This is a genomic window from Neobacillus drentensis (genome assembly GCF_036965425.1).
GTDB lineage: Bacteria > Bacillota > Bacilli > Bacillales > Cytobacillaceae > Neobacillus > Neobacillus drentensis_F.
This window is the reverse complement of record NZ_JBALPP010000039.1, coordinates 7,943-32,127: the sequence shown is the minus strand read 5'-3', so window position 1 is coordinate 32,127 and position 24,185 is coordinate 7,943. Positions and strand designations below refer to the sequence as shown.

21 protein-coding genes are annotated in these 24,185 nt (G+C 39.9%); 4 read left to right on the top strand and 17 right to left on the bottom strand.

What is annotated here, in order from left to right; translation table 11 throughout:
* Nucleotides 1–325: 325 nt before the first annotated feature.
* From V7161_RS10770 to V7161_RS10725, 10 genes are all read right to left on the bottom strand, one after another.
* Nucleotides 326–1,078, bottom strand: a complete 753-nt coding sequence (locus V7161_RS10770; RefSeq protein ID WP_335445015.1) for a response regulator transcription factor — start codon at nucleotides 1,076–1,078, stop codon at nucleotides 326–328.
* Nucleotides 1,050–2,909, bottom strand: coding sequence for a sensor histidine kinase (locus V7161_RS10765; protein ID WP_335445014.1), 1,860 nt, complete (start codon nucleotides 2,907–2,909; stop codon nucleotides 1,050–1,052). Before V7161_RS10765 ends, V7161_RS10770 begins: the two co-directional genes overlap by 29 nt.
* Nucleotides 2,910–3,005: 96 nt before the next feature.
* On the bottom strand, nucleotides 3,006–4,031 hold the full coding sequence (locus V7161_RS10760; RefSeq protein ID WP_335445012.1) for a TRAP transporter substrate-binding protein: 1,026 nt from the start codon (nucleotides 4,029–4,031) through the stop codon (nucleotides 3,006–3,008).
* Nucleotides 4,032–4,079: 48 nt separating this feature from the next.
* Nucleotides 4,080–5,375 (bottom strand): TRAP transporter large permease, encoded by a 1,296-nt coding sequence (locus tag V7161_RS10755; RefSeq protein WP_335445011.1) that lies wholly within the window; start codon nucleotides 5,373–5,375, stop codon nucleotides 4,080–4,082.
* Nucleotide 5,376: 1 nt separating this feature from the next.
* Nucleotides 5,377–5,874 carry a TRAP transporter small permease gene (locus tag V7161_RS10750; RefSeq protein ID WP_335445009.1) on the bottom strand — a complete coding sequence of 166 codons (498 nt, stop codon included), beginning with the start codon at nucleotides 5,872–5,874 and terminating at the stop codon, nucleotides 5,377–5,379.
* Between the two features lie 368 nt (nucleotides 5,875–6,242).
* On the bottom strand, nucleotides 6,243–8,393 hold the full coding sequence (locus tag V7161_RS10745) for a glycoside hydrolase family 3 protein (RefSeq protein ID WP_335445007.1): 2,151 nt from the start codon (nucleotides 8,391–8,393) through the stop codon (nucleotides 6,243–6,245).
* 315 nt (nucleotides 8,394–8,708) lie between these two features.
* On the bottom strand, nucleotides 8,709–10,484 hold the full coding sequence (locus V7161_RS10740; protein ID WP_335445057.1) for an aminopeptidase P family protein: 1,776 nt from the start codon (nucleotides 10,482–10,484) through the stop codon (nucleotides 8,709–8,711).
* Entirely contained in the window at nucleotides 10,468–11,589 is a 1,122-nt protein-coding gene (eutH, locus tag V7161_RS10735; RefSeq protein ID WP_335445005.1) for an ethanolamine utilization protein EutH, read from the bottom strand. The genes V7161_RS10740 and eutH overlap by 17 nt, the downstream gene beginning before the upstream one ends.
* Before the next feature lie 40 nt (nucleotides 11,590–11,629).
* Entirely contained in the window at nucleotides 11,630–12,211 is a 582-nt protein-coding gene (locus tag V7161_RS10730) for a helix-turn-helix domain-containing protein (protein ID WP_335445004.1), read from the bottom strand.
* Nucleotides 12,212–12,498: 287 nt separating this feature from the next.
* Nucleotides 12,499–13,329, bottom strand: a complete 831-nt coding sequence (locus V7161_RS10725) for a MerR family transcriptional regulator (RefSeq protein ID WP_335445002.1) — start codon at nucleotides 13,327–13,329, stop codon at nucleotides 12,499–12,501.
* A gap of 284 nt (nucleotides 13,330–13,613) precedes the next feature.
* Between V7161_RS10725 and V7161_RS10720 the strand changes: the two genes are divergently transcribed.
* The 4 genes from V7161_RS10720 to V7161_RS10705 all read left to right on the top strand — a co-directional run bounded on the left by V7161_RS10720 (nucleotide 13,614) and on the right by V7161_RS10705 (nucleotide 17,890).
* Nucleotides 13,614–14,999: an APC family permease gene (locus V7161_RS10720; protein WP_335445001.1), complete on the top strand. Its 1,386-nt coding sequence runs from the start codon at nucleotides 13,614–13,616 to the stop codon at nucleotides 14,997–14,999.
* 85 nt (nucleotides 15,000–15,084) lie between these two features.
* Nucleotides 15,085–15,924, top strand: a complete 840-nt coding sequence (locus tag V7161_RS10715) for an ATP-binding cassette domain-containing protein (protein ID WP_335444999.1) — start codon at nucleotides 15,085–15,087, stop codon at nucleotides 15,922–15,924.
* A 1-nt stretch (nucleotide 15,925) separates the two neighbouring features.
* Nucleotides 15,926–16,669 carry a hypothetical protein gene (locus V7161_RS10710; protein WP_335444997.1) on the top strand — a complete coding sequence of 248 codons (744 nt, stop codon included), beginning with the start codon at nucleotides 15,926–15,928 and terminating at the stop codon, nucleotides 16,667–16,669.
* 42 nt (nucleotides 16,670–16,711) lie between these two features.
* Nucleotides 16,712–17,890: an agmatinase family protein gene (locus V7161_RS10705; protein ID WP_335444996.1), complete on the top strand. Its 1,179-nt coding sequence runs from the start codon at nucleotides 16,712–16,714 to the stop codon at nucleotides 17,888–17,890.
* A 150-nt stretch (nucleotides 17,891–18,040) separates the two neighbouring features.
* Here V7161_RS10705 and eat read toward each other — a convergent pair whose 3' ends face one another.
* The 7 genes from eat to V7161_RS10670 all read right to left on the bottom strand — a co-directional run bounded on the left by eat (nucleotide 18,041) and on the right by V7161_RS10670 (nucleotide 23,910).
* Nucleotides 18,041–19,444: an ethanolamine permease gene (eat, locus tag V7161_RS10700; RefSeq protein ID WP_335444994.1), complete on the bottom strand. Its 1,404-nt coding sequence runs from the start codon at nucleotides 19,442–19,444 to the stop codon at nucleotides 18,041–18,043.
* A 139-nt stretch (nucleotides 19,445–19,583) separates the two neighbouring features.
* Nucleotides 19,584–20,528, bottom strand: a complete 945-nt coding sequence (mdh, locus tag V7161_RS10695; protein WP_335444992.1) for a malate dehydrogenase — start codon at nucleotides 20,526–20,528, stop codon at nucleotides 19,584–19,586.
* A gap of 25 nt (nucleotides 20,529–20,553) precedes the next feature.
* Complete coding sequence (locus V7161_RS10690; protein ID WP_335444991.1) at nucleotides 20,554–20,907, bottom strand: BMC domain-containing protein; 354 nt, start codon at nucleotides 20,905–20,907, stop codon at nucleotides 20,554–20,556.
* A gap of 3 nt (nucleotides 20,908–20,910) precedes the next feature.
* On the bottom strand, nucleotides 20,911–21,186 hold the full coding sequence (locus V7161_RS10685; protein WP_335444989.1) for a EutN/CcmL family microcompartment protein: 276 nt from the start codon (nucleotides 21,184–21,186) through the stop codon (nucleotides 20,911–20,913).
* A 17-nt stretch (nucleotides 21,187–21,203) separates the two neighbouring features.
* Nucleotides 21,204–22,058: a phosphate propanoyltransferase gene (locus V7161_RS10680; RefSeq protein WP_420491611.1), complete on the bottom strand. Its 855-nt coding sequence runs from the start codon at nucleotides 22,056–22,058 to the stop codon at nucleotides 21,204–21,206.
* A 19-nt stretch (nucleotides 22,059–22,077) separates the two neighbouring features.
* Nucleotides 22,078–22,371 carry a BMC domain-containing protein gene (locus V7161_RS10675; protein ID WP_026564963.1) on the bottom strand — a complete coding sequence of 98 codons (294 nt, stop codon included), beginning with the start codon at nucleotides 22,369–22,371 and terminating at the stop codon, nucleotides 22,078–22,080.
* Between the two features lie 15 nt (nucleotides 22,372–22,386).
* On the bottom strand, nucleotides 22,387–23,910 hold the full coding sequence (locus V7161_RS10670) for an aldehyde dehydrogenase family protein (RefSeq protein ID WP_335444987.1): 1,524 nt from the start codon (nucleotides 23,908–23,910) through the stop codon (nucleotides 22,387–22,389).
* Nucleotides 23,911–24,185: the final 275 nt, after the last annotated feature.

Here is a 24,185-nt window from a genome sequence, read left to right as displayed (position 1 = left end):
GCTGTTCATCTTGCCATGCCATGATTTCTACTGACAAAGCATCTAGTCGAATACTCGTCCCTGTCTTGGGAGATACAATATCAAGAACCGCTAACAACCACAAACGAATTAGGGCAAAATTAAAAGGCATAAGTCCGGTTTTATAACGAACATATGCCCATTAAGCTGCTTAAAAATTTTGTGTCAAGGGCCATGGGGGACGGTGTGGGAGCGTCTTTCATCTAATAAATGGGACATGGTAAGATGCATTGAATAGGAAAAAGGCTCCAGCTAAGGAGTCTTTTCTTTGTTTCCAAAATTTATTTATCCTTCTTATACTTTCATTTTATGGAATGATGACTGATTTCCGAAACTCAGATGGAGAACAACCCATTATCCTTTTAAAGTTATTACTAAAATAAGCTAAGTCGGAATACCCTACTCGTTCGGCAATCTCGGACATTCTTAACGATGTATTTTGTAATAAACGTTTACTTTCCTCAATTCTAAGCTCGGTAATAAAATCAACAAATTTTTTATTTAGTTGTTGTTTGAATAATTGACTGAGATAACTAGGATTCATATGGACGCTCTCTGCTGCATCTTTCAGTGTAATTTGGTCTAATGGGGTCTTTTCTATATAATGCAAAACTCTTTCAATCGTGGATGCAGGCAGATTCTCATCCACTATATTGGGTGCGTTCATTTTTGACTCTGCTAGATTTAGTTGGTCTAGCCATTTTTCTAGGCATACTTTTAAATCGAGCTCCTCCACAGGTTTTAACAGGTAATCCGTTACCCCGTTTCGAAGTGCTTTTTGAACAAATTGGAAATCGTCATGTACGCTGATGACGATGACATCTGGTTTCATTTTAAAAAAATTCACTTCCTTTACAAACGAAAGTCCGTCCATTATTGGCATTCGAATATCCGTAATGACAAGGTCTACCTCATTTTGCTTGATCCAATCAAGTGCTTCTAATCCGTTCTCACATTCATTTGCTACCTGCAAGGGAAGATTCAACTGCTTGATTGTCCATTTAAGAGCAGTTCGAACCCATCTCTCATCATCAACTAACAGGATTGTTCTCTTTTTCATTGTCTCGCCCCTCCGTATCATCTGGAAAAGGTAAATGGATTAATACTTCTGTCCCAATACCCTGCTCACTTTTCATCGTAATTCCATACTCAGACCCAAATAAATAATGAATTCTTTGGTGAACATTTAAGATTCCTATATTTTTTCCGTCCATAGAAGTCCTTCTTTGTTGAATGCGATTCCTTATCTCTTCTAATAGGCCTTCGTCTATTCCATTACCTGAGTCAAAAATGCGAATCACGAAGGTAGACTCCGATTGACGAATTGCAGAAATCACAATTTCTATTTTTCTAGTATCCGGACCATAACCATGAACAAAGCAATTCTCCACTAATGGCTGGAGTGAAAACTTTACCACCATAAGTTCCACGGCCCAATCAGGGATATCAAACTTATACTCAAAACGTTCTTCAAAACGAAACTTTTGAATCCGAAGGTACATTTCACAAAAATTGATTTCTTCTCTAAGACTAACAGTGGAGGATGAATTATTCAGATTATACCGTAGTAGTTTTCCTAACGAGAAAGACATAATTGCAATGTTTTTTTGATCTTCTTCTAAAGCCATTCCCCTAATGGTTTCAAGTGAATTGTATAAAAAATGGGGATTCATCTGTGACTGAAGCATTTTTAGTTCTACTTCTTTTTGTTTAAGTGACATTTCCGCCTCTTTTAACTTCGAGACATATACTTCTTCCAGGAGATTCGAAAGTTTTTCTACCGTATTATTAAACCCAGCAGTCAATTGTCCAATTTCATCCTTTGAATCCACTCTTACTCTTCCGTTTAGATTTCCAATTTCCACTTCCTTCATAAAATGCTGGAGACGGCGGATAGGCCGAATGATGCTGGTGGCAAATCCGAAACCGATCAAATAGGCAGCGATTAAAGAAACAATAATGGTAAGGGATATGGTTTTTTCAATTTGAATCATCCCACCTGTTAAATCTCCGTAGGGAACAGCTGTTAAAAACCTCCAGCCAAGGTTCCTTGAAAAGGTATAGGTCACAAAATCTTTCCGCTCATTCTCTAATATTTCCGTGCTGCTCTCTTCTGTTTTTAGGTTGGAAAGCTGCTTGAATTCAACCTTTTTCCCCAGTTTCGAATAATCGGGATGATAGACATAATGTCCATTCGCATCTAAGATAAAAAAATAGCCATTTTTACTAATTGTTACTTTGTTAGAGATTTCTTCAATTCTTTTAAAATTGATATCGATAATAAGCATGCCTACTGGCAGGAGGGTTCTTGGGTTATATAGTCTCCGCACTAGTGATATAACGGGCTGTTCATTATTTTCTAATTTCAGCTTCCGTGTGACAAGCATACTCATCCCATTTAGCGGTACGGAGGGATACCAATATTCCTCTCTCATTTTCATTGCTGGATAGAAATTTCTTTTACCGAGTGTATCAATGACTGGGCCGTCATCGAGAAGGATGGTGATGTTTGAGATATCTGCTCTTGAATACTCTGCTGTTTTTAGAGTGTTTCGTGTCGGTTCGATCAAAAGCTCCTTACTTTCTGATGACTTCATTTTCAATAGACTTGATAGTTCAGGAGAATTGATCATTTTTAGACTGGTAATCTCAAAATCCTGCAGATAGTATTCAATATGAGTCTCTACTTGATCAATTACCTGCCTGCTTGATTGTCGTAGTTCATTTTCAAGCTCTACGGATGAACGTTTGTATGAAATAATGCCAACGGAAAGCACAGGAAAGATAACCAGAAAACTGGAGAAAACGCAAAGCTTAATCATTAGTGACTGATTTTTTAGAAGAATGTATGTTTCAATAAATGCCGCTATTTTTCTCCATGTTTTCTTCATCGTCATCCATTCCTTCCACTTTGAATTTTTAAAACAGAAAAGACCTAGTTGATTTTTAGAAGAATTTACCAACTAGGCTGTATGCACGTTTATCGATTATGGACGGGCTTTTTCAATTGCATCCATTACCTCTTTATAATCGTTTGAGTATTTATCAACCATTGATTTAACAGCATCTTTCCAAGGAGTCATATCATCAACCTCCGTAAATGTCACTCCAGCTTCTTTCAGTTTCTTGGTGGAGCGTTCTTCCCACTTATCCCATTCTTCTCTTTGTGTCTTTACTGAATCCAATGCGGCTTGCTTTATAATTTTCTGATCTTTTTCTGAAAGCTTATCCCATGCCGCTTTACTAATTAACAGGACTTCAGGGATTCGTTGGTGATGATCTAAAATAAAGTTTTTAGCTTCTTGATAATGGTTGGAAGAGTCTAAGCTTGGGATGTTATTTTCGGCACCGTCAATAATACCCGTTTGCAGGGCACTAAATACTTCACCATATGGCATTGGCGTAGCACTTGCACCAAGGGCCTCCATGAAATCAATATTGATCTTACTCTGCTGAACGCGAATTTTTTGACCCTTTAAGTCCTTCACGCTTTTTAACGGTTTCGTAGAATAAAAGCTTCGTGAACCTGAATCGTAATAAGCAAGCCCTTTCATTTTGGACTGTTCTAATCCATCTAACAATTTTGTTCCCATATCTCCGTTTAGGAAATTCCATAAATGCTCTTCACTTTCGAATACATATGGGAGCCCAAGAGCCGTAAACTGATTATTGAACTCGGCAAGTGGACTGGAATTAATACGTGTAAACTCGATGGCTCCAAGCTGAACCTGCTCTAGAACGGATTTTTCATCCCCTAATTGCGCGGATGGAAATACTTCAATTTTAATTCGGCCGTTAGATCTTTCTTCTACCAATTCAGCAAACTTTTTGTCTCCCACAACAGTTGGATAATCTGGCGGCTGATTATCGGCCAAGCGGAAGGTATACTTTGGTTCTTCTGCTTTTGAACCACCTTCTTTTGAACTAGTCGTTTCCTCTTTTCCGCAAGCGGCCAGGATGGTACCCATTAACAACGTTGCTGCAAGAATCCCTGTAATCTTTTTTCTCTTCATTTCTTTAACCCTCCTTAAAAATTTTTATATTTTCACCTTTTCATGCGGTTACTTGGCTACTAGATGCGGAAGCCACATGACAACCTCAGGAATATAGGTAATAACCAGCAGAACAATTAGTAACGCATAGAAAAATGGCATCATGGCTTTTGTCCCTTGTTGTATCGAGACCTTTCCGATCGCACACCCGACAAACAGAACGGTTCCAACTGGCGGCGTTAAAAGTCCAATCCCTGCATTTAAGATTAGAACGATTCCAAAGTGCACCGGATCCATTCCAAAGCTCGTTACCACCGGCAGGAGAATAGGTGTCATAATTAAAATCATTGGCGCCATGTCCATTGGTGCCCCTAGAAGCAGCAATAATATATTAATAATTAATAGAATAATAAGCGGATTATCTGAAATACTTAAAAATAAGTTGGTTACCATGGATGGTATTTTCAAATAGGCTAAAATCCAGCCAAAGGATGCAGAAGCTGCAATTAAGAAAAATACCATCGAGACCGTACGCATTGTTCGAGTTAATATCTTCCATATATTAGATATTTTTGCTTCTCTGTAGACAACAAACGCTAGAATAAAAGAATACAAGCATGCTAGTGCTCCAGATTCTGTTGCGGTAAACCATCCACTCATGATACCGCCCAAAATGATGACCGCAGGACTTAATGATAAAAGTCCGTGTATAAGAATCCCGGCAATTTCTGATTTAGGAACAGGGTCTGCTTTTTGATAGCCCCGTTTTCTAGCAATAATGTATCCTGTAATCATTAAGGAAATTAGCATAATAAAGCCTGGTACGATGCCAGCCATAAACAAACTGGCGATGGAAACCCCACCGGCTGCTAACGAAAAAAGAACAAGATTATGACTTGGCGGGACGACTACACCTTGTATCGCTGAGGCAATCGTTACACCAACAGCGTAATCTGCTTCGTAGCCCTTCTTTTTCATCATTGGAATCATAACGGACCCAACGGAGGAAACGTCTGCAACTGCTGATCCGGATATATTTCCAAAGAAAAGTGCAGCAACACTGTTAACCATTGCAAGTCCTCCGCGGATTCTACCAACCATTAAACTAGCAAGATTCACGATCCGAGTAGCAAGTCCCCCTTCACTCATAATTTGCCCAGTTAAAATAAAGAAAGGAATTGCAAGTAAAGAAAAGGAATTCATCCCTTGGATCATTTGCTGGCCAACTACCGGAAGTGGTATCCCTAAATAGATAACCGTTAATAATGACGATGCAACAAGCGTAAGGGCAATTGGAAACCGAAGTAAGATTAATAGGACAAAGCTTGAAAGTAAGATAATAATTCCAATTGTATTACTGTCCAATTTACATACCCTCCTCTATCTCTTTGTGACGAGTGGTGTTGATGTTAAAGAATTGTAAAAGTGAATAAACGCAAATCATTACTCCTGTAACGGGCATAACCGCATAAGTGATACTGCTTGGAAGTTTAGTAGCCGGCAGTGTTGAATCCATCATCAAAACCGTAAAGTTCCAGCCTTGAACCACCAGGTATACACCGAAAGCAAAAATGGAGGCACTGATGATTTTATCTAAGACGTTATTAAAACTTTTAGGAAATAAATTCGTGAAAGAATCAATTCCTAAATGGATATACTCCCGAAATCCCACCGCTATTGCCATAAAGGCAAACCAAGCTAGTAATAAAAGCGTGATTTCCTCTGACCAAAAAAATACAAAATTAAATAATTTCCGGGTCATAACTTGTGTGGTTACGACCAAAATTAAAGCAACTAACGAAAATAGAGTGAATTTTTCAAAAATAGTATCGATAACTAACCCTATTTTTTTGATGACATTCATTTGATTCCCCCCCATATTGAAAACGTTTACCTTTCTTTCATTTTAAGAATCTGATGAATGTTTTTGAATGTTCTTTTTTTAGGATAATTTGTGATTTTTTTAGGTAGGATTTGTATTGAAAAGTACTTACCTTATTTTGTTAGTTTATTAAACTAATATAATATATTTTAAAATTAGCATTTTTATTGTTTTCTTTCAATATAAAATCTGATGAAATCAAACCTACTACCATAATCATCTAATTCTACTTTTCAGCCTAACTTGCTTCGAAATATCATTCTCCCTTCCAAAGAAAATGCCCAGTCCAATATGAACTGAGCCATTCTCTGTATTTATTTTTTCTTGCTATTTATCTTCTTTCTTCCATTTTATTTATAGCTTAGACCAAATCCAAAGCTGTAATCGTCGCCAGCAGCATTTGTGTAGGTGTAGTCGAATTTTTCCGCGTATCCAGGGACATCTGACGCGTTCTTTTCGACAGCTTCCTGATTGGCTGGGATTGTGATTGGAAGCTTGCCTGTTGGATTGAAGCGTCCGCGCAGAACGTCCAGCAGTGCTTCAGATTTGACGCTGTAAGTAGCTACGACTGCAGCAGAAGCAGGCTCCACCTCATCAATGACCCATGGATTGGTCATATTTATCACAAGGGTTGTTGGGACAGCTGCTTCGATTTGTTTCACCTTCGCAACGTCAATGCCGGTGTTTGTACCTAGTTTAATGTCAACTGTAGAGTTATCAGGGAACTCGAATGGGCTTGGACGCAGCCAAACAAGAGCAGCATTTGCTTCACTAAGCGTATTTACAATGGTCACTGTAGGGTCTTCCTTCACGATTTGTTTCTTCAGTGCTTCTGTTCGAGGAGCACTATTATTCCCGCTAAAAACTTCAATGTACAGCTTTGTATGTGCGACTTTTTCATCTGTCAGCGGCAGCATACCTTGGTTGTTGCGCAGAAGTGTAATGGACTTAAGGTGCGCTTCGTCCGCTCTGGCCTGTGATGTTTCTGAGCTGGCGATCTTCTGAGCTTCTGTCGGGTCCGTATATGGGTCCTCGAAAAGTCCAAGGTTGAACATTTCAGTAAGCAGCTGGGACACGGAAGGATTAAGGTCCTTCTCCTTTATTAATCCTTTATTTACAGCAGAGATTAGTCCGCTTGGGTCGTTGTTGTCAGAGAAAATGTTTGTCCCTGCATCGATTGCCTTCGCAAATTTCTCCTCAATGGTCAGGTTATGAACGCCCCAGTCGCGGTTGGTCAACACGCCGCTATCGCTGTTGACATAGCCTTTGAAGCCCATCCGTTCACGGAGAAGGTCAGTGAGAATGGTCTTGTTGTAGGCGCCGGCCACCTCTTCAAATTGCTGGGTCTCAGATTGCCAAAGCTCACGCGGAAGCTGTTCGGCACTTCCCTCATTTTTCGGTACATTATAGTAGGACATGACTGAGCTTACACCAGCATCAATGGCGGCTTGGAACGGAGGCAGCTGGTATTTGTAAAGGCTGCCTGGTGTTGGGTAAGTAGCGTACTGTCCTGGTTCATTGTGCGGATCGAGGCCTTTGACCACGGCACCGTCCCCAGGGAAATGCTTGACGGTTTGTGCGACAGACTGGCTGCTAAGCTCCTCTCCTTGGAAGCCAAGCACTAGTTCTTTGGCAATTTTCGCATTCCATGCCGGGTCTTCGCCGAAGGTGCCTGAGATACGGCGCCACCTCGGTTCAGTCGCAGTTTCAATTTGGTATCCATAGTCCTTTTGGATGCCTGCAGAGCGCCACTCATCTTGAGCAATCTCGGCAAAATCGCGAATCAGGTCAAGGTCCCGTGTAGCCGAAAGGCCGAGCGTGCCAGGCCAAGTCGAGAATTGACCGGAAGCCTCACTGATTCCGAACTCATTCTGTTCATTAATGTGATTTCTAGGGTTGGAGGTGAATACGAGCGGAATCCCAAGAGGCGTTTTTTCAGCGATTTCCTGGTATTGATTCGCCCGTGTAGCAAGTTCTGATGCTGTAGGGTTATCTCGGATGATTAGGTAACGAATGTGGCGGTTATTAATGTAATCGTTGATGTTAGTAGTACTTAGTGAAGTAATTTGCATGATTCCAGCCTTTTCTTCCATGCTCATGCGCGGGAGAAGGTCTGCAACCCGCTTCTCTGTTGATAAACGCCAGTCCTCGTAAGGATCGAGTTTGCCGTTGGCATTGAGATCCTTAAACAGGCGCTGACCAATTTTAATAATAGGCTTAACATGGGCCTCAACAGATGGTGCCTTCTTACCGCCCGCATTTGAATGGGCCGGTGGGTTACCCCCTGAACTGGAGTTACTAGGAGACGCAGCAAAAGCACCTCCGGCGATGGCTGCAGCTGCAACACTTGAAACTAGTGAAGACATAACAATCTTTCTAAAATATCTTGGTCTCTTTGACAACCTTGTTCCCTCCTTGAATTTTCGATGTTTTTTCTCTAAACAAAAACTATCTAGGTTTTTATGCCCTCCTCTATCAAAAAAATTATCCCTACCATGCAAACGGTTACACAACAGGATAATTAAATTATAGGAAGATTCGGACAAATTTTGATTGTGTAAAATTTATGTTTTTTTGTGATATTTTTAGAAGGAGGGGGTTTATTTTCATATCCAGTTTTAATAATTTATATCCAGTGTTTTTGATAATTAAATGGCCCGATAAAAAAAGACACGCCTTTTTATATGCGTGCCTAGAATTTTTTCTATTTTCGAATCGCTTCTTTTTCTCTGAAATTAATATTTAGATTTGCATAAAGGTTGGTGAATTTCACTGTTTTTAAGGCGATAAATATTACTTGTAATCTGCAAACCTATTTATATTTCCCGAGTCTCTTCCCTTAGCCACGCTTTCTCTTCTTCATTTAAATAAGGAGCGAGCTTTTTGTATACCTCTTGATGATAACTGTTTAACCATTGCTTTTCACTCTCTGTTAACATATCTTTATTGATACCGGCTAAATCGATAGGGCAATACGTGATCTCTTCAAACTTCATAAATTGACCAAACTCTGTTTTCTCGTCTTCAACTACTACCATCATATTTTCAATTCTAATTCCATATTTACCTTCAAGGTATATTCCTGGTTCATTCGTAATAATCATGCCTTTTTCTAATACAACATGATTATTATTCCTTATGCTTTGTGGTCCTTCATGAACATTCAAGAAAAAACCTACCCCATGTCCCGTCCCGCATTTATAGTCTAAACCATACTGCCAAATTGGTTGTCTTGCTAAAACATCTAAGTTAGAGCCTGTTGCTCCGTATAAATATTTTACTGAGCTTAATGCAATGAATCCTTTTAACACCAATGTAAAATCTCTTTTTTGTTCATCGGTAAGTTTTCCTAAAACAATCGTTCGTGTAATATCTGTTGTTCCATCATAATACTGTCCGCCTGAATCAATTAAAAAGAGACCTTCATTCTTAAGAGTATATTGCGTTTCTTTATTGGCTTTATAATGCATCATCGCAGCATGTTCTTTATAACCTGCTATCGTATCAAAGCTAGGTCCAACAAATCCTTCCTGCTCTCTTCTGAAATCTTCTAATCTTTCTTCTGCAGCAATCTCTGTAATTTCTTCTTTGTCTACAAAGTTTTTTAGCCATTTTATAAATTTCACCATGGCTAAACCATCTTTTATTTCACACCATTTAAAATTTTTTATCTCAACTTCATTTTTAATAGCTTTTAAATTAGTCGTGATGTTTGGACTTTCAATTTTCTTTGTATTACTGTTAATGGCATTATATAATCTAATATTTGTTTTATCTGTATCTAAAATAATGGCATCTTCGATTGAAAGATTTTCCAAGAATGCTTGTATTTCATGATCCACTTTTAACTCGATTCCGTCAGCCTCTAGTTCTAATTTAGCCAAAGAGGGAACCTTGCTAGAATCAATAAATAAATAACATTTATGTTCTGCTACGATGACATTAGCTATTACAACTGGATTGTTAGGCACATCAGCCCCTCTTATATTCAAAAGCCATGCAATGTCATCAAGGGAAGTTAAAATATAATAATTTGCTCCATTATTTTTCATTTCTTCTCTTACTTCATTTAATTTTTCTACTCGTGATTTGCCTGCATATTTTACGTCATGAGTAAAAATGGGGCCTTTAGGAATCTCCGGTCTATCTTCCCACAGATTACCAATTAAATCTTGATTCATTTTTAATGCGATTCTCTTTGCTTTTAGATCTTTTTCCATCTTTTTAACCATATTAATGGAAAAAACATTTCCATCAAAGCCCACAATGCTTCCTTCTTTAAGAACATCTGCGAGCCATTCTGTATAAAATGGTACCCCTGGATCCACCATTCTAAATAATCTGTTTCCTGAGCTCTCAAGCTGCTTTTCAGCTTGAATATAGTATCTGCCATCTGTCCATAACCCAGCATCCTCTAATGTAATAACTACAGTACCTGCAGACCCTGTAAATCCTGATATCCATTGTCTACTTTTCCAATGGTCTGCTACATATTCACTCTGATGTGCATCAAAACTGGGAATGATATAAGCATCCATTTGATTTTCTTTCATTAGCTGCCTTAACTTTTCGACCCTATTCCTGATATTCATTACAAATACCTCCATTTTCCTTATGACTAAATTGTTTACTTTCACGATCATACAGCCATATGGCTAGTACTATACTAATTATTCCGGCAGTAAGCTTTGATATGATAAACGCTCCTAACATTTCTGGAGCTACTCCTGACACAAATCCAAATTGACCACCAAATACAAATGCTCCACTTACTCCAAAGGCAGTACAGACCACTTTTCCTTTAGGATTCATTTCCTTAAATGTTCCAAATATCAACAGATTACTAGCCAAATTTCCTAGAATGCCTGCTACTGAAACTGAATTAATTCCAAATTTCTCCCCTATTTCTTTAAAACTATTTTTAAAAATTCGATTAATAAGTGCTAGCATAGGATAGGCTCCACCTAATACAAATGCGATCTTGCCTACTATAAGAGTAGATTCAGATAGTGGTGTTAATCCTGAGACAAGCCTTACACCAAATATCACATCTATACCTTGTAAAAGTAATCCAACAGTACTCAAACTGATTATCAGCTTTCCAAATACATTAAAAACTTTAATAAAAACATGAGGAGCTTTTAATAATCCTGCCCCTAAAATAATGGCAAAAACAAATATAGGCACCAGATTCCATACTAATATGCCGATATTTATTTTTTGCCATAAGCCTGCTGCAAGACATCCTATAGGTATAGTAATAATTCCAACCAGCACACCCTTAGAAAAATATTTTTCATCCTCTTTAGAAAGCATCCCTAACGCGACGGGTATTGAAAAACTAATTGTGGCTCCTAAAGTAGATGCGATGATAATTCCTGAGAATGCCCCCATTTCCTTTGTTAATGCTAGCTTATCTGCGATTTGATATCCCCCCATATCTACAGCTAAAAATACTGCAGGAACGATAGAAGGATCTAAATTAAAAACTCTACAGATTGGAATAATCTCAGAGGATAAAAAATTTGTAAATATAGGGGCTAAAGAAAGTATTCCTATCATGCCAAGCCCTAAAGCCCCCATGGTCTTTATGCCTTCCTCAAATTTTTCACCCAGTTTCAAATGATTTCCGGTAATATAATCAATAGCTCCGATTACAAAAAAAGAACCGATTAGATATAACACAAATTTGTCCATTGTTATTATCACTTTCTTTTAACTTTATATAATGTCTTTACTAATCAGCCTCTGTCGTATAAAACTTACTATTGTAGATATAATTAGGAGTATTTACTGCTATGAGCTTGACCTTTTTGTTAGTGTAATTAGCCCAATTGTGGGCAATATTTGAGTCCAAATGAACACTGTCACCAGGATACACTTCATGCCTCTCGCCATTTATGTAAACTGTTAATATACCCTCTAAAACATAAATGAACTCTTCTCCCCCATGCTTATAGGATAATATTTCTTCATCTTTCTTTTGAGGAAGAATTTCTATAAGCCTTGGTACAAGTTGTTTATTTTCCAAATTTGTACTTAAACTATACTTAATAAATCCACCTTCTACTGAATCTATTATTTCTTGTTCATAACTTCTTAAAACCATATCTTTTCTTTTACGTGGATAATCAAAAAAATGTGTTAAATGTACTTCCAAAATATCAGCTAGTATTTCAAGTGAATCAACAGCTATGGTAGTAAGCCCCCTTTCTAATTGAGACAAAAATCCAACAGATAGTTCGCTTTTTTCACTTAACTCTTTCAAAGTAATTCCTTTTTCAGTCCTCAATTTCTTTATTTCCATTCCTATAATCAAAAAAATACCCCCAAATTTCATAATCGTGAATATTATATTTTAAATCAGCGAAACGTTCAATATATTATGAAATAATTTCATGTATATGAACTTCATTTAATTAACGTTTTCATATATTCTCTCCAGAATAGTCCGTTAGAATTACACAATCTGGCACAAAAAAAAGACGCTTGATCTATTAGATCTAGGCGCCAAGTTTGTTAAATAATAAAGTTGTCATTCCAGCAATGTTTGCGCCAAAACACTCTAATCTAAATAATTATATAACTTTCATAGATACAGAAATTTCAAGCTTTTTGAATTGGGACTTGTATTTCAAACATGACTTCATTTGGATTATCCGTTACCGTAATATCCACAAGCATGATTTGAAGAGCATCACCCGTGATCCGGTAACCCTTTTCGTCCAGATATGTACATATTTTATTCAAACTTTTACTCCGATTCCTTAACAACTCCCCATTATAACGGATACATGCAAATAACCCTTCAGGAATTATTTTCAGGTACTTTTCTGGAATTTGTTCATTGTTTTTGGCTACGACAAAAATAACAGAGGGATCCTTAAAACGTCGGTCATTAATGTCAGCTTCCTTAATAATGATGCCTAAGCGATTACTGGCAAGTATTGGAGCCTTCTCGGTAAGCAAGGTCTCTAACCTTATAATACTGTAACAAAGTTCCAAATTCGTATTGATTTGTTCATTTAACGTAAATAACTTTCTGCTTTTTATTTCGCGAAGGGTAATCTCTTGAAAAGACTCTTCACTTAAAACACTGTCCAAATACGCTATTTTTTCTTGAATATTTTCCTCAAGCTCAGATAATTCTTTTAGTTTAGAAACAAGTTCGACATGTTTAGCTTTCAGAATGTCCCTCGATTTCTTGAAATTTCGCTGATTGAAATACTGTTTAATTTCCTCGGTACTCATTCCGATTTGACGAAGCTCTTTGATCGTCCCGAGTATCTCGTACTGAAAAATTGAATAATATCGGTAACCTGTTTGAGAATCAACATATTTCGGTTTAAATAAATCAATTCGATCGTAATGCCGCAATGTCTCTGTCGTCACCCCTCGTAACTTGGCCATTTCACTGATTGTTAACCTTTCTTTCAAAAAACTCCACCCCTTAAGAAACAAAAAAGATATAAAAAATGCCATAACAAAACCTATTGACCTTTGTGTAACACAAAGCTTTACCATAATGATACATTAAGTTCAGATTTATCTGAATAGTAAATTTAAAGGAGGTGAAATTTGGTAGATTTGTTTTCCTATTAGAAAACGAATCCTATCGAAAAGATATTATGTTCATCCAATCAAGGAGAGATAGAGAAGAAACATGATTACGGGCAAACGCCCAAACAGAATTAAGCGAGTATAGCGAGGGAGGAATGAATTTGACTGAAAAAGCAACTCTTAGAAGATCCCTAACATTGTTACAAGTTGTTTTTTTAGGTTTAGCCTGGAATAACCCAATGGTATTTTTTAATACTTATGGAATTGCAGCTGAAACTTCAAAGGGCGTACTTGCGGGTGCGTATGTGATAGCGTTTATGGCCATTCTCTTTACCGCAGTCAGTTATGGAAAGATGGCTAAGGCACATCCAATCGCTGGCTCGGCGTACACCTATACTCAAAGGTCGATGAATTCTGAAACCGGTTTCATGGTTGGGTGGACCATTTTGTTGGATTATCTGTTGACGCCGATGATTACCTGTCTGATGTCCGCTGTTTTTTTAAGCGCAGAATTTCCAAGCATTCCGTTTTCTTTTTGGATTATCATCCTAAATATCGGTATAACCATCATCAGTTTAATTGGGATCAACTTCTCCGCAAATACAAGCAAAATTTTTGTTATCGCTCAAGTCCTTTTTATTGTCGTTTTTGCCATCTTATCAATCAAAAGCGTCTTGGGTGGCATGGGTGCAGGTACACTTGTATCCGATCATCCCTTCGTTAACTCAAATGTTTCAGTCTCTGTCATCTTTGCCGGGGCATCACTTCTCTGCTTTAGTTTTCTTGGTTTCGATTCCGTCACAACATTGTCGGAGGAAACCATTAATCCGGAGAAAACGATTCCAAAAGCAATCTTTTTGATGATGCTTATCATGGGTATTATTTACATCGGTTCATCCTATTTGGCACAGATTGTCTTTCCAGGATTTCATTTCAAAAACACTGATTCTGCAGCACTCGAACTTGTCAAAATGATCGGTGGAAACTTATTTAGCTCTTTATTCATTACTGTCATGATTATCGGCAACTTTACTTCGGGTGTTTCGTCCGTTACGAGTGTTTCTCGCGTGTTGTATGTAATGGGCCGTGATTCGGTTTTACCGAAGAAAATATTCGGCTATATTCATCCACGATTTAGAACGCCCTCCACTAGTATTCTAGTTGTTAGTTTCATTTCCTTATTAGGAATTGTACTAAGCCTGGATACAGCGATTACGTTTATTAATTTCGGAGCCCTGATTGCGTTCACCTTTGTAAATCTTTCCGTCATCGCCCACTATTATGTGAGGAATCATAAGCGTTCTTTCGCTGAAACCATTCATTATCTTATTTTTCCGCTTATTGGTGCAGGATTCATCATGTGGCTATGGTCCTACTTGAATATTCATGCACTCATTTTAGGAATAAGCTGGATGGCAATCGGATTTGTCTATTTGCTTTTCTTGACAAAATTCTTCCGTCAGCGGCTTCGAAAGTTACATTTTGATGATGTGAACGATGAGTACGTGTTAATAGAAAGTCAGGAGAAAAGTATTACTGCTGATTGATAGTTTGGGGTTTAGTAGTTAATGAGACATTTAGTATTACAAATAAGTAAAGGATCTTTTCCTATATAGGATGGTGTTACCTAGAATGTATGCATTGGAGTTTTATAATCTATCCTATGTTTTTCCCAATGGCGAACTAGGCCTTTCAGATATTTCCGGAGCAGTGCCATTTAATAGTAAAGTAGTGGTTTTGGGGAGTAGCCGCTCAGGAAAAACAACACTCGCCCATCAGTTATGTGGTTTATCACTATTAATGAGAGGATCCATTCGATTGTTTGGTGAAGCGATACCATCAAAATCGAAGAAATTCCTCCGTGAACGTATCAGTTTTGTAGAACAAGATTTACGCTCATCTCTTTTTGTTCGAACCGTTTGGGAGTATGTAACCGCTGGAATCATCCATAAATCACTGCCTAAAGCAGAGAAAATTAAAATGGCAGAGACGGCTCTAGGAATGGTTGGCATGCTTGAATCGAAGTATCAAACCTTAAGTTATTTAAACAAGAGTCAAAAAAAAAGAATAGGTATTGCTAGAGCTCTTGTTACTCAAGCTGATGTTTTGGTTTTAGATGAACCGATTAGCGGCTTGGACCCTGAAGGTTATCGGAGTATATACGCTCTTTTAGAAGGATTACACATTATTGGAAAAACAGTTATCGTTCTGACTCACGATGTCGATTTTGCTGCTAACTGGGCGGATCATCTGTTCCTACTAAGCGAAGGCCGCCTGTTAGCGGAAGGGTCACCTTCTTTGGTTCTTGATGAAAAACTAATGGAAAAAGCGCGCTTACGATTGCCGATACAGTCACTTCCCTTTATTAACCTTCCTAGACACAAATTTCGTACAATACCTCGAACAGTCGATGAAGCTATAACAATACTTAGAGAATTTGTCCAAAATGAACATTTTACAGGGAGGTTTTAAAGTGGATCATGCAATCTTTGGCCTTATATTACTTTCCGTATTCTTGGGATTACGGCATGGGATTGATTGGGACCACATCGCGGCCATTACAGATTTAGTAGGTGGTGAGAAAGATCAGAAAAAAGGATTTATTTTGGCCTTTTGGTACGCAATGGGTCATGAAGTCGTCATTATTTTGCTTGGAGGAATGGCGGTACTGTTCGGAAGCACACTCCCCTCTTGGGTTGATAACGTGATGGAACCGGTTGTTGGAGTAACACTTATTATTTTGGCATCTTTTTTATTGCTTTCTCTTTATAAAAACAGCCAGGAAATCATCATGGTTAGTAGATGGAGAATCTTATTTACAGGCTTTTATAATTTGTTTGCCCTACTTACTGGTCGTTATTTCAAGAAATACCGAGGTTTTGATTCCAGCATCAATATTAATGTTTCCCGTACCGGTTCGTTCGCCATCGGCATCGTTCACGGTATTGGCGCTGAAACTCCTACCCAATTGATGCTGTTTACCGCTGCTTCGAGCGTTGGTCATTTGGATCATGGGATCATTGTGGTCCTAGCGTTTGTCGTCGGCTTATTGATTTCTCATACCCTGTTGGCCCTGGCTTGTTTTTTCGGGTTTACACGTATTCTTAAGAATAAACTGGCCTTTCGAAGTTTCGCATTTGCTACAGCGATATACAGTTTAGGCATGGGAATCCTCTATGTCTTTGGTGAATCTTCATTTCTTCCGGCTATTTTTTAACCGGATGTAAATCATTTAATACTTTACTAGGAGGAATATAAAATGGGATTTTTTGATAATCATGGACTTAAATACAAACCGAGCACAGGATTGGACTCTGAAACCAAAAACGATCTTTTAGGTGTCATTGCCGCCCAAAAAGAAAAGGAAGTTCCAAGAGTGAAAGCAGAGGAAGAGATCAAGCGTGGACTGGAATTTGGATTGGAAGCTGCTGATTCTATTGGAGACAGAACGATTTCCTGTTTTTCTAGAGGATCATTACCACCCTATTCCGGCATTAATACATTTCTCAAAGTTCCTTATTTAGAAGATGTTCGTGAAGTTGGAAAATATGACGTGGCCTTTATGGGAGTTCCTTTTGATATTGGAACCACTTACCGCTCTGGAACCAGATTTGGCCCGCAGGCGATTCGTCGCATTTCTAGTTTATTTACTTCCTTCTCTTTTGAATTAGGTGTTGATTTAAAAGAGTCACTAGATATGGTGGATATCGGTGATGTATTTACAATCGCCAATATTGAAAAAAGCTTTGATCAAATTACAAAAGCCGTATCACATGTATTTTCTTCGGGAACCATGCCCATCATTTTTGGTGGAGATCACGCTATCGGTTATCCGTGTTTGCGTGCCATTGCCGAAAATGTTGACGGGAACGTTGGAATCATCCATTTAGATCGCCATGTTGACATGGGTGAAAAGGATATGGATGAAAGAATGCATGGTACACCTTGGTTCCATGCCACTAATATACCGAATGCTCCGGCTTCCAATCTCGTACAAGTGGGTCAGGGTGGATGGATTAGCCCACGTGAAGGCTATTCCAATGCTGGAAAAAGAAATACTACTATTTTAACCATGACTGATGTGGAAACGATGGGTATTGAGAAAGCAGCTGAAATTGCTTTGGAAACAGCCTGGAAGAATGCAAAAGCCGTGTATTTAAGTTTTGATATCGATAGTCTCGATCCTGGTTTTGCTCCTGGAACGGGTACACCTGAACCAGGCGGTTTCCTACCACGCGAAGCATTGAAATTTTTACAGCTTGTCGCTAAGGAAGGCGTGTGCGCGATGGAAGTTGTGGAAGTATCTCCTCCATATGATGTCAGTGACAAAACCTCACTGCTGGCAGCCCGAGCTGTTTTGGATGTCTTGGGTACAATGGTGGCAAATGGGAAAATAGGGAAAAGAAATTTATATTCTGAAAAAACCATCCTGCGATGATAGAATGAAAAATATCGCTAAACCCTATTTTATATAGAAGCTAAAAAACCTTAGCCCTATAGAGTTCAGGGCTAAGGTAACTTAAATAATGCACCTTTTTATATACTGTCTGCTTGACGGGGGTAATGGAACAACTTTTTCTATTAAACGTTATCCTATTTTCTCCTCTGTCCCTGTTTCTGCAGAAGTCACATCCTCAATGGAAACAAACTCCTCCGACATTGGACGAAGTTTCTTGGATCCTACTAAGAAATAATAGACAATCGCTACACCAAAAATCGTCAGAATCACACCCGCCAAAGGCAGCTGTACTCCAAACAATGGAAGAGTTGTGGTTAACACGCTGTATTTTACCACGCAGAAAAAAGAGAAAACACCTAATACTAATGCAATCGCCGGTACTACAGGATAGCTCACCTTAAATGGTCTTTCCAAATTCGGCTCTTTTTTCCGCAGCACAAACAACGAAACCATACTTAAGCAGTACATCGTAATCGCACCAAAAACGGATAGGATAATCAACGCATTTGCAAAGTTTGCAGAGCCTGCTGCGATCACTCCAATCGCGCCAGGAACAATCAAGCCCCAATGCGGCACTCCGCGTTTTGAAAGATTAGACAAAAACTTAGGCAGGTAACCTGCACGAGCCAGGGCAAACGTTTGACGGGAATAACCAATAATAATACCATGTAAGCTGGCAATTAAACCAAATAAACCAATAATGGCAACTGATTTTGGAATAAAGCTGCCTTCTCCATAAATACTTGCCAATGCCTGTGGGAGTGGATAATCCGCTGGTTTACCGGTACCGCCGCCAAGTCCTGCCGTTACGACTAAGGTTAAAATCGTTGCCACACCAAGCGTTAAAATACCGGAAATAAAGCCTTTTGGAATATCCTTCTTCGGGTCGCGCACCTCTTCTGCTGCCATCGCTCCTCCCTCAATCGCAAGGAAGAACCAAATGGCATATGGAATCGCTGCCAAAACACCGGACCAGCCATGACTAAAAGCCATATCATTAAAGATATTGGATGATTGAACATGAGGTAAACCGGCCACATAATAAATTGCGAGACCGATTAGTGCCAATATCGTTGCCACTAACTCAATGATAGCGGCACCTTTTACACCGATGAGGTTGACCAAAATAAATAAAATAAACATTCCGACCGTAGCATAAACGGCATTAATGCTCGGGATTAAGAAATTGATATACGCTCCAACCGAAACCGCAATCGCTGGAGGGGCAAACACGAATTCCAGTAAACAGGCTAAACCGGTTATAAAACCCATAAACGGCCCCATTGCCTTTCGGGCATAGGCAGACGGCCCGCCGGCATGAGGGATGGAAGTGGAAAGCTCTGAATAACTAAAAATAAAGGTCGTATAAAAGACAATAATAATCAGTGCGGCAATGCCGAGGCCGATGGTGCCGCCTGATTCAAAACCATAGTTCCATCCAAAATATTGACCGGATATAACCATCCCTACGGCAATACCCCAGAGATGGATTGGTTTAAGCGCTTTCTGTAAATGGTTGTTTCCCTGCTCCATAAACCCTTCCCCTTTCATAGTAGATCTCCTGGAAATATTAAAAGAAAACCATATCCTCCTACAAGACTATTTCCAAAACTAGTAGTTACTAGTTTAATATAAAATTGTAGGAGGACTCACAGGTTATATTATCCAAATATTATAGTGTCTTCAATATCGACATGACATTGCGAACAGATTGGGCTGATTGATCCAGGGCTGTTTTTTCTTCAGGGGTTAACGCAATTTCAATGACCGTTTCAATCCCATCGCCGCCAAGGATCGTTGGAACACCTAGATATAAATCCTGATAGCCATATTCCCCTTCCAGATAGGCAATACATGGCAAGATTCGTTTTTTGTCCTTTAATATGGCTTCAGCCATTTGGACCATGGAAGCTGCCGGTGCGTAGTAGGCACTGCCTTGACCTAGCAAACTGACTATCTCGCCGCCGCCTTTACGCGTTCTTTCCACAATCGCTTCAATTCGATGAGGCGGGAGAATTTTATCTAGCGGAATTCCGCCGGCATAAGCGAATCGAACCAATGGGACCATATCATCCCCATGCCCGCCAAGGACAAAACCCGAAATATCCTCCACTGACACATTCAATTCCTGGGCAACAAACGTATTGAAACGCGCAGTATCTAAGACACCGGACTGACCGATCACCCTATTTTTAGGAAACCCTGTTGTTTTATAGCAAACATAGGTCATCGCATCAACGGGATTACTTAAGACGATAATGTAGCTATTAGGCGCGTATTTTTTAATATTTTCTGAGACTTGCTCGATAATTTTTGCATTGGTAGAAACCAAATCATCCCTGCTCATCCCAGGTTTCCGCGGCAGCCCTGCCGTGATTAACACCAAATCAGCATCCTGAATATCCGCATAATCTGAGGTACCGGTTATATTTGCATCAAAACCTTGGACAGGACTGGCTTCCAGAATATCCAGTGCCTTCCCTTTGGTCGGATCGTTTTGAGACGGGATATCAAGTAGAACGACATCTCCTAATTCTTTTTGCGCAACCATCAGCGCTGCTGTTGTACCAGTAAATCCTGCACCAATCACGGCAATTTTTTTACGTTTGAACGACATGTTTCTCCCTCCATTCTTTTAAAAATTATTCCGTTTGAGCTGGAGGCTCTTCTTGTTTTGCTTTTTGACCTCTTTTTGCAGGTTTAGGTTTCTCCTCGCCCTTTTTCGGCGTCTGAGCCAACATTTGCCCTACTCCCTCATCCGGACGCGGGATCACATGCGCGGTTACCAGCACCCCGACACTTTGAGCTGCATACTTGCCGGCATCCACCGCTGCCTGGACAGCCCCGACATCTCCTTCTACTAAAATCGAAACGAGGCCGGCATCCACTTTTTCTTTTTTAACTAAACGTACATCCGCTGCTTTGACCATTGCATCTGCGGCAACGATCGAGGCAATCAGTCCTCTTGTTTCAATCATTCCTAAGGCCTTTGACATCGTTTACGCACCTCCTTCTGCATCAATAGAATCGATAATTCCGATAATGACAGCATCAATCGGCAGTCTAGTCTCACCGATAATATTTGCCGCCGCACTTCCCGTTGTGACCATCACTTTATCTCCGACTCCGGCACCAATCCGATCCACCGCAATAAACGGTGAAAGGATAGGCGCCCCGGATGGAAGCTCCGGCTGGACAAATAAATATTTTAATCCTGTTAGATTCTCTTCCTTCCTTGTCGCCCACACATTACCAATCACCGTTCCAACTAACAAAAAATCATCCCCTTACACTACTCCATAACCTGGATGGTTTTTTTCAGCTCTCTTGCGGCATCCCGTGCCAGTGGAGTCACAATTGTGCCTTTTCGCACCGAAATCATCTGATACTGGCATGCCTGCACATCTCTTTTGGTTAAGAGATTTTTTTGAAAATAAACTTCTGTTGGTACCATTTGTTTAGGGGATTCCTGATTGGTCACTGTCTCGGTTTTCACCAAAGGTTCCCCATCCTTGACAAGAAGACCAGCCTGACCGCTTGTAATGAACCCGGCATTGGCTTCATCGGTATCGATATGCATCTCAAGCCGATATCTCGGTGAAACCCTTATAAGAACTTTTTCAAACGAAATCGGTCGTTCCCCTTCTGTTCGGATTCGTACATACTCGCCGTTTTCTACGCCAAAATAAGTGGCATCCTCCGGGTTCATATGAATATGAGCCTGGGCAACGATCAGTCCTTCATGTTTAAAAATACTTCCTTTGGGCCCTACCAGTGTAATCGGAGCAGAACCAGCAATATTGCCCGATTCCCTTAGCGGCGGCTTCAACCCAAGCTTTAATGCATCTGTTCTGCTGACTTCTACTTGTGTTAACGAACGGGCCGGACCGAGAATTCGCACTTTTTCAATGCTTCCTCTTGGTCCGACAATGAGCACCGTTTCATTAGCCGCAAATTGACCGGGCTGTGACAAGTCCGCTTTTTTCGTTAACTCATACCCTTTGCCAAAAAGCGTTTCTAAATCAGCCTGACTTAAGTGGCAATGGCGTGCAGAGACAGCCAGAGGGATTGTACTTTCTCTCGAGTCCTTTTTTAATAATTGCTGAATCACTTCTTCAACTACCGTTCGAATGGCTTGTTCATTCATCGAATTGGCTCCTTACTTCTTACACTTCCACTTCTAATTTTGGTAAAATGCTCTCCAATTCATTATGCGGACGTGGGATGACATGAACAGATAATAGTTCCCCAACACGTTCCGCTGCTGCCGCACCTGCTTCAGTTGCCGCTTTAACCGCACCTACATCTCCGCGGACAAGAACCGTTACAAGCCCTCCACCCACATGTACTTTACCGATTAAATGGACGTTTGCTGCCTTTACCATTGCATCTGCCGCTTCCACGGATGCTACCAAACCTTTTGTTTCCACCATTCCTAATGCTGTTAATTCTCTAGCCATTATAAATTCCTCCTATTAATTCATTTGATATTTTTTTAATACTTGATTTACCAATTCAGAAATTACCTGTGAATCAAGCTGGTCCGCTCCATTCACATTGCTTAAAACCTGATTCACAATCTCGTCTACTTGGTTGCTGGCACCCCATTGTGGAGCAGAACTTTTACTGGATGGTTTTGGAACGTTAACTTCTTTTGTTCCAAAGGCCATTCTTTTAATATTGATTAAATGACGGGCCGTAAGATTGTCTGAAGTAATATTACCGCCAAATGATCCACAGCCAAGTGTCAAGGATGGCATTAATTCCGTGGTGGCTCCAACCGCACCAATGGACGAAAGAGTATTCACCATCAAACGTGATACCGGCATTACTAACGCAAATTCACGGGCCACATTGTCATCATTGGTGTGTAGGGATAAGCTATGGCCCATCCCGCCTAAATGTAAGATTTTCACACACAGCTCTTTGGCACGTTCATAGCTTTCAGCTGTATAAATCGGAAAGATCGGCGACAGTTTTTCGATGGAAAATGGAACGTCCTTCCCGATCCGGGTTTCTTCCGCAATTAAAATCGTTGTTTCCGCTGGAACAGAGATACCCGCCAACTCTGCAATCTTGACAGCACTTTGGCCAACAATTGCCGGATTGAGTTTTCCTGGAAATGGTGAAATCACCTTTTCTAAAAGGGATTTCTCCTGCTCGTTTAAGAAATAGGCGCCATTCTTTTTAAGCTCCCTTACGGCCATTTCTTTGACATTCTGGTCCACCACAATGGCTTGCTCCGTTGCACAAATCGTGCCGTTATCAAACGTTTTGCTTTGAACAATCATTTTAACCGCTTTTTCGACATTTGCCGTTTTTTCGATATAGACGGGCACGTTTCCAGGACCGACACCATAGGCAGGCTTACCTGAACTGTAGGCAGCACGGACTAAATCTTTTCCGCCAGTTGCTAAAATCAAATCAATATCACGATGGCGCATTAATTCTGTGGTTGCTGCCATTGTCGGCCTTGAGATCCAGCCGATAATTCCCTCCGGTGCTCCCGCATCAACCGCTGCCTCCAAACAAATCTTTAAAGCGGCGACTGAGCATTCAACTGCCCGTGGGTGCGGACTAAAAACGATTCCATTTCTTGTTTTTAGGGCGATTAATGCTTTAAAAATCGCACTCGAAGTGGGATTTGTCGTGGGAATAATCCCGGCAATCACGCCAAAAGGTGAGGCGACTTCAACGATTTTCTTTGTATGGTCCTCGTTAATGATTCCAACTGTCTTTTCGTTTTTAATAGATTCATAGACAGCTAGTGAACCGACGTCATTTTTCATTTTTTTATGTTCAACCACACCCATTCCGGTTTCTTCGACGGCCATCTGGGCTAATTCAAGTGATTTGGCAGCAGCCGCCTCGGCAGCTCGTTTCACGATGTTGTCGACTTGTTCTTGGGAAAACGCCAAGTACTTTTGCTGTGCTTCTTTCGCTTTCTGAACTGCATCCCGCATTTCCTGAATGGATTGTAGATCTAAATCAAATGGCAACAGGGACACTCCTTTCTCTCTTGTATTTTTGTAACTTACTACCTATTTTTCAAAACTAACGACATTTTCAGGATATTTTTTGGAAACCATCCCATTCTTCATATACTTACGACATCTTTCTGTTCACTTACGACATCTTTCTGTTCACTTACGACATATTTTCAGTCACTTACTACCTATTTTTCGGAACTTACGACATATTACTGGATATTATTTGGAAACTATCCCAATCTTCATATACTTACGACATGTTTCTGCTCACTTACGACATATTT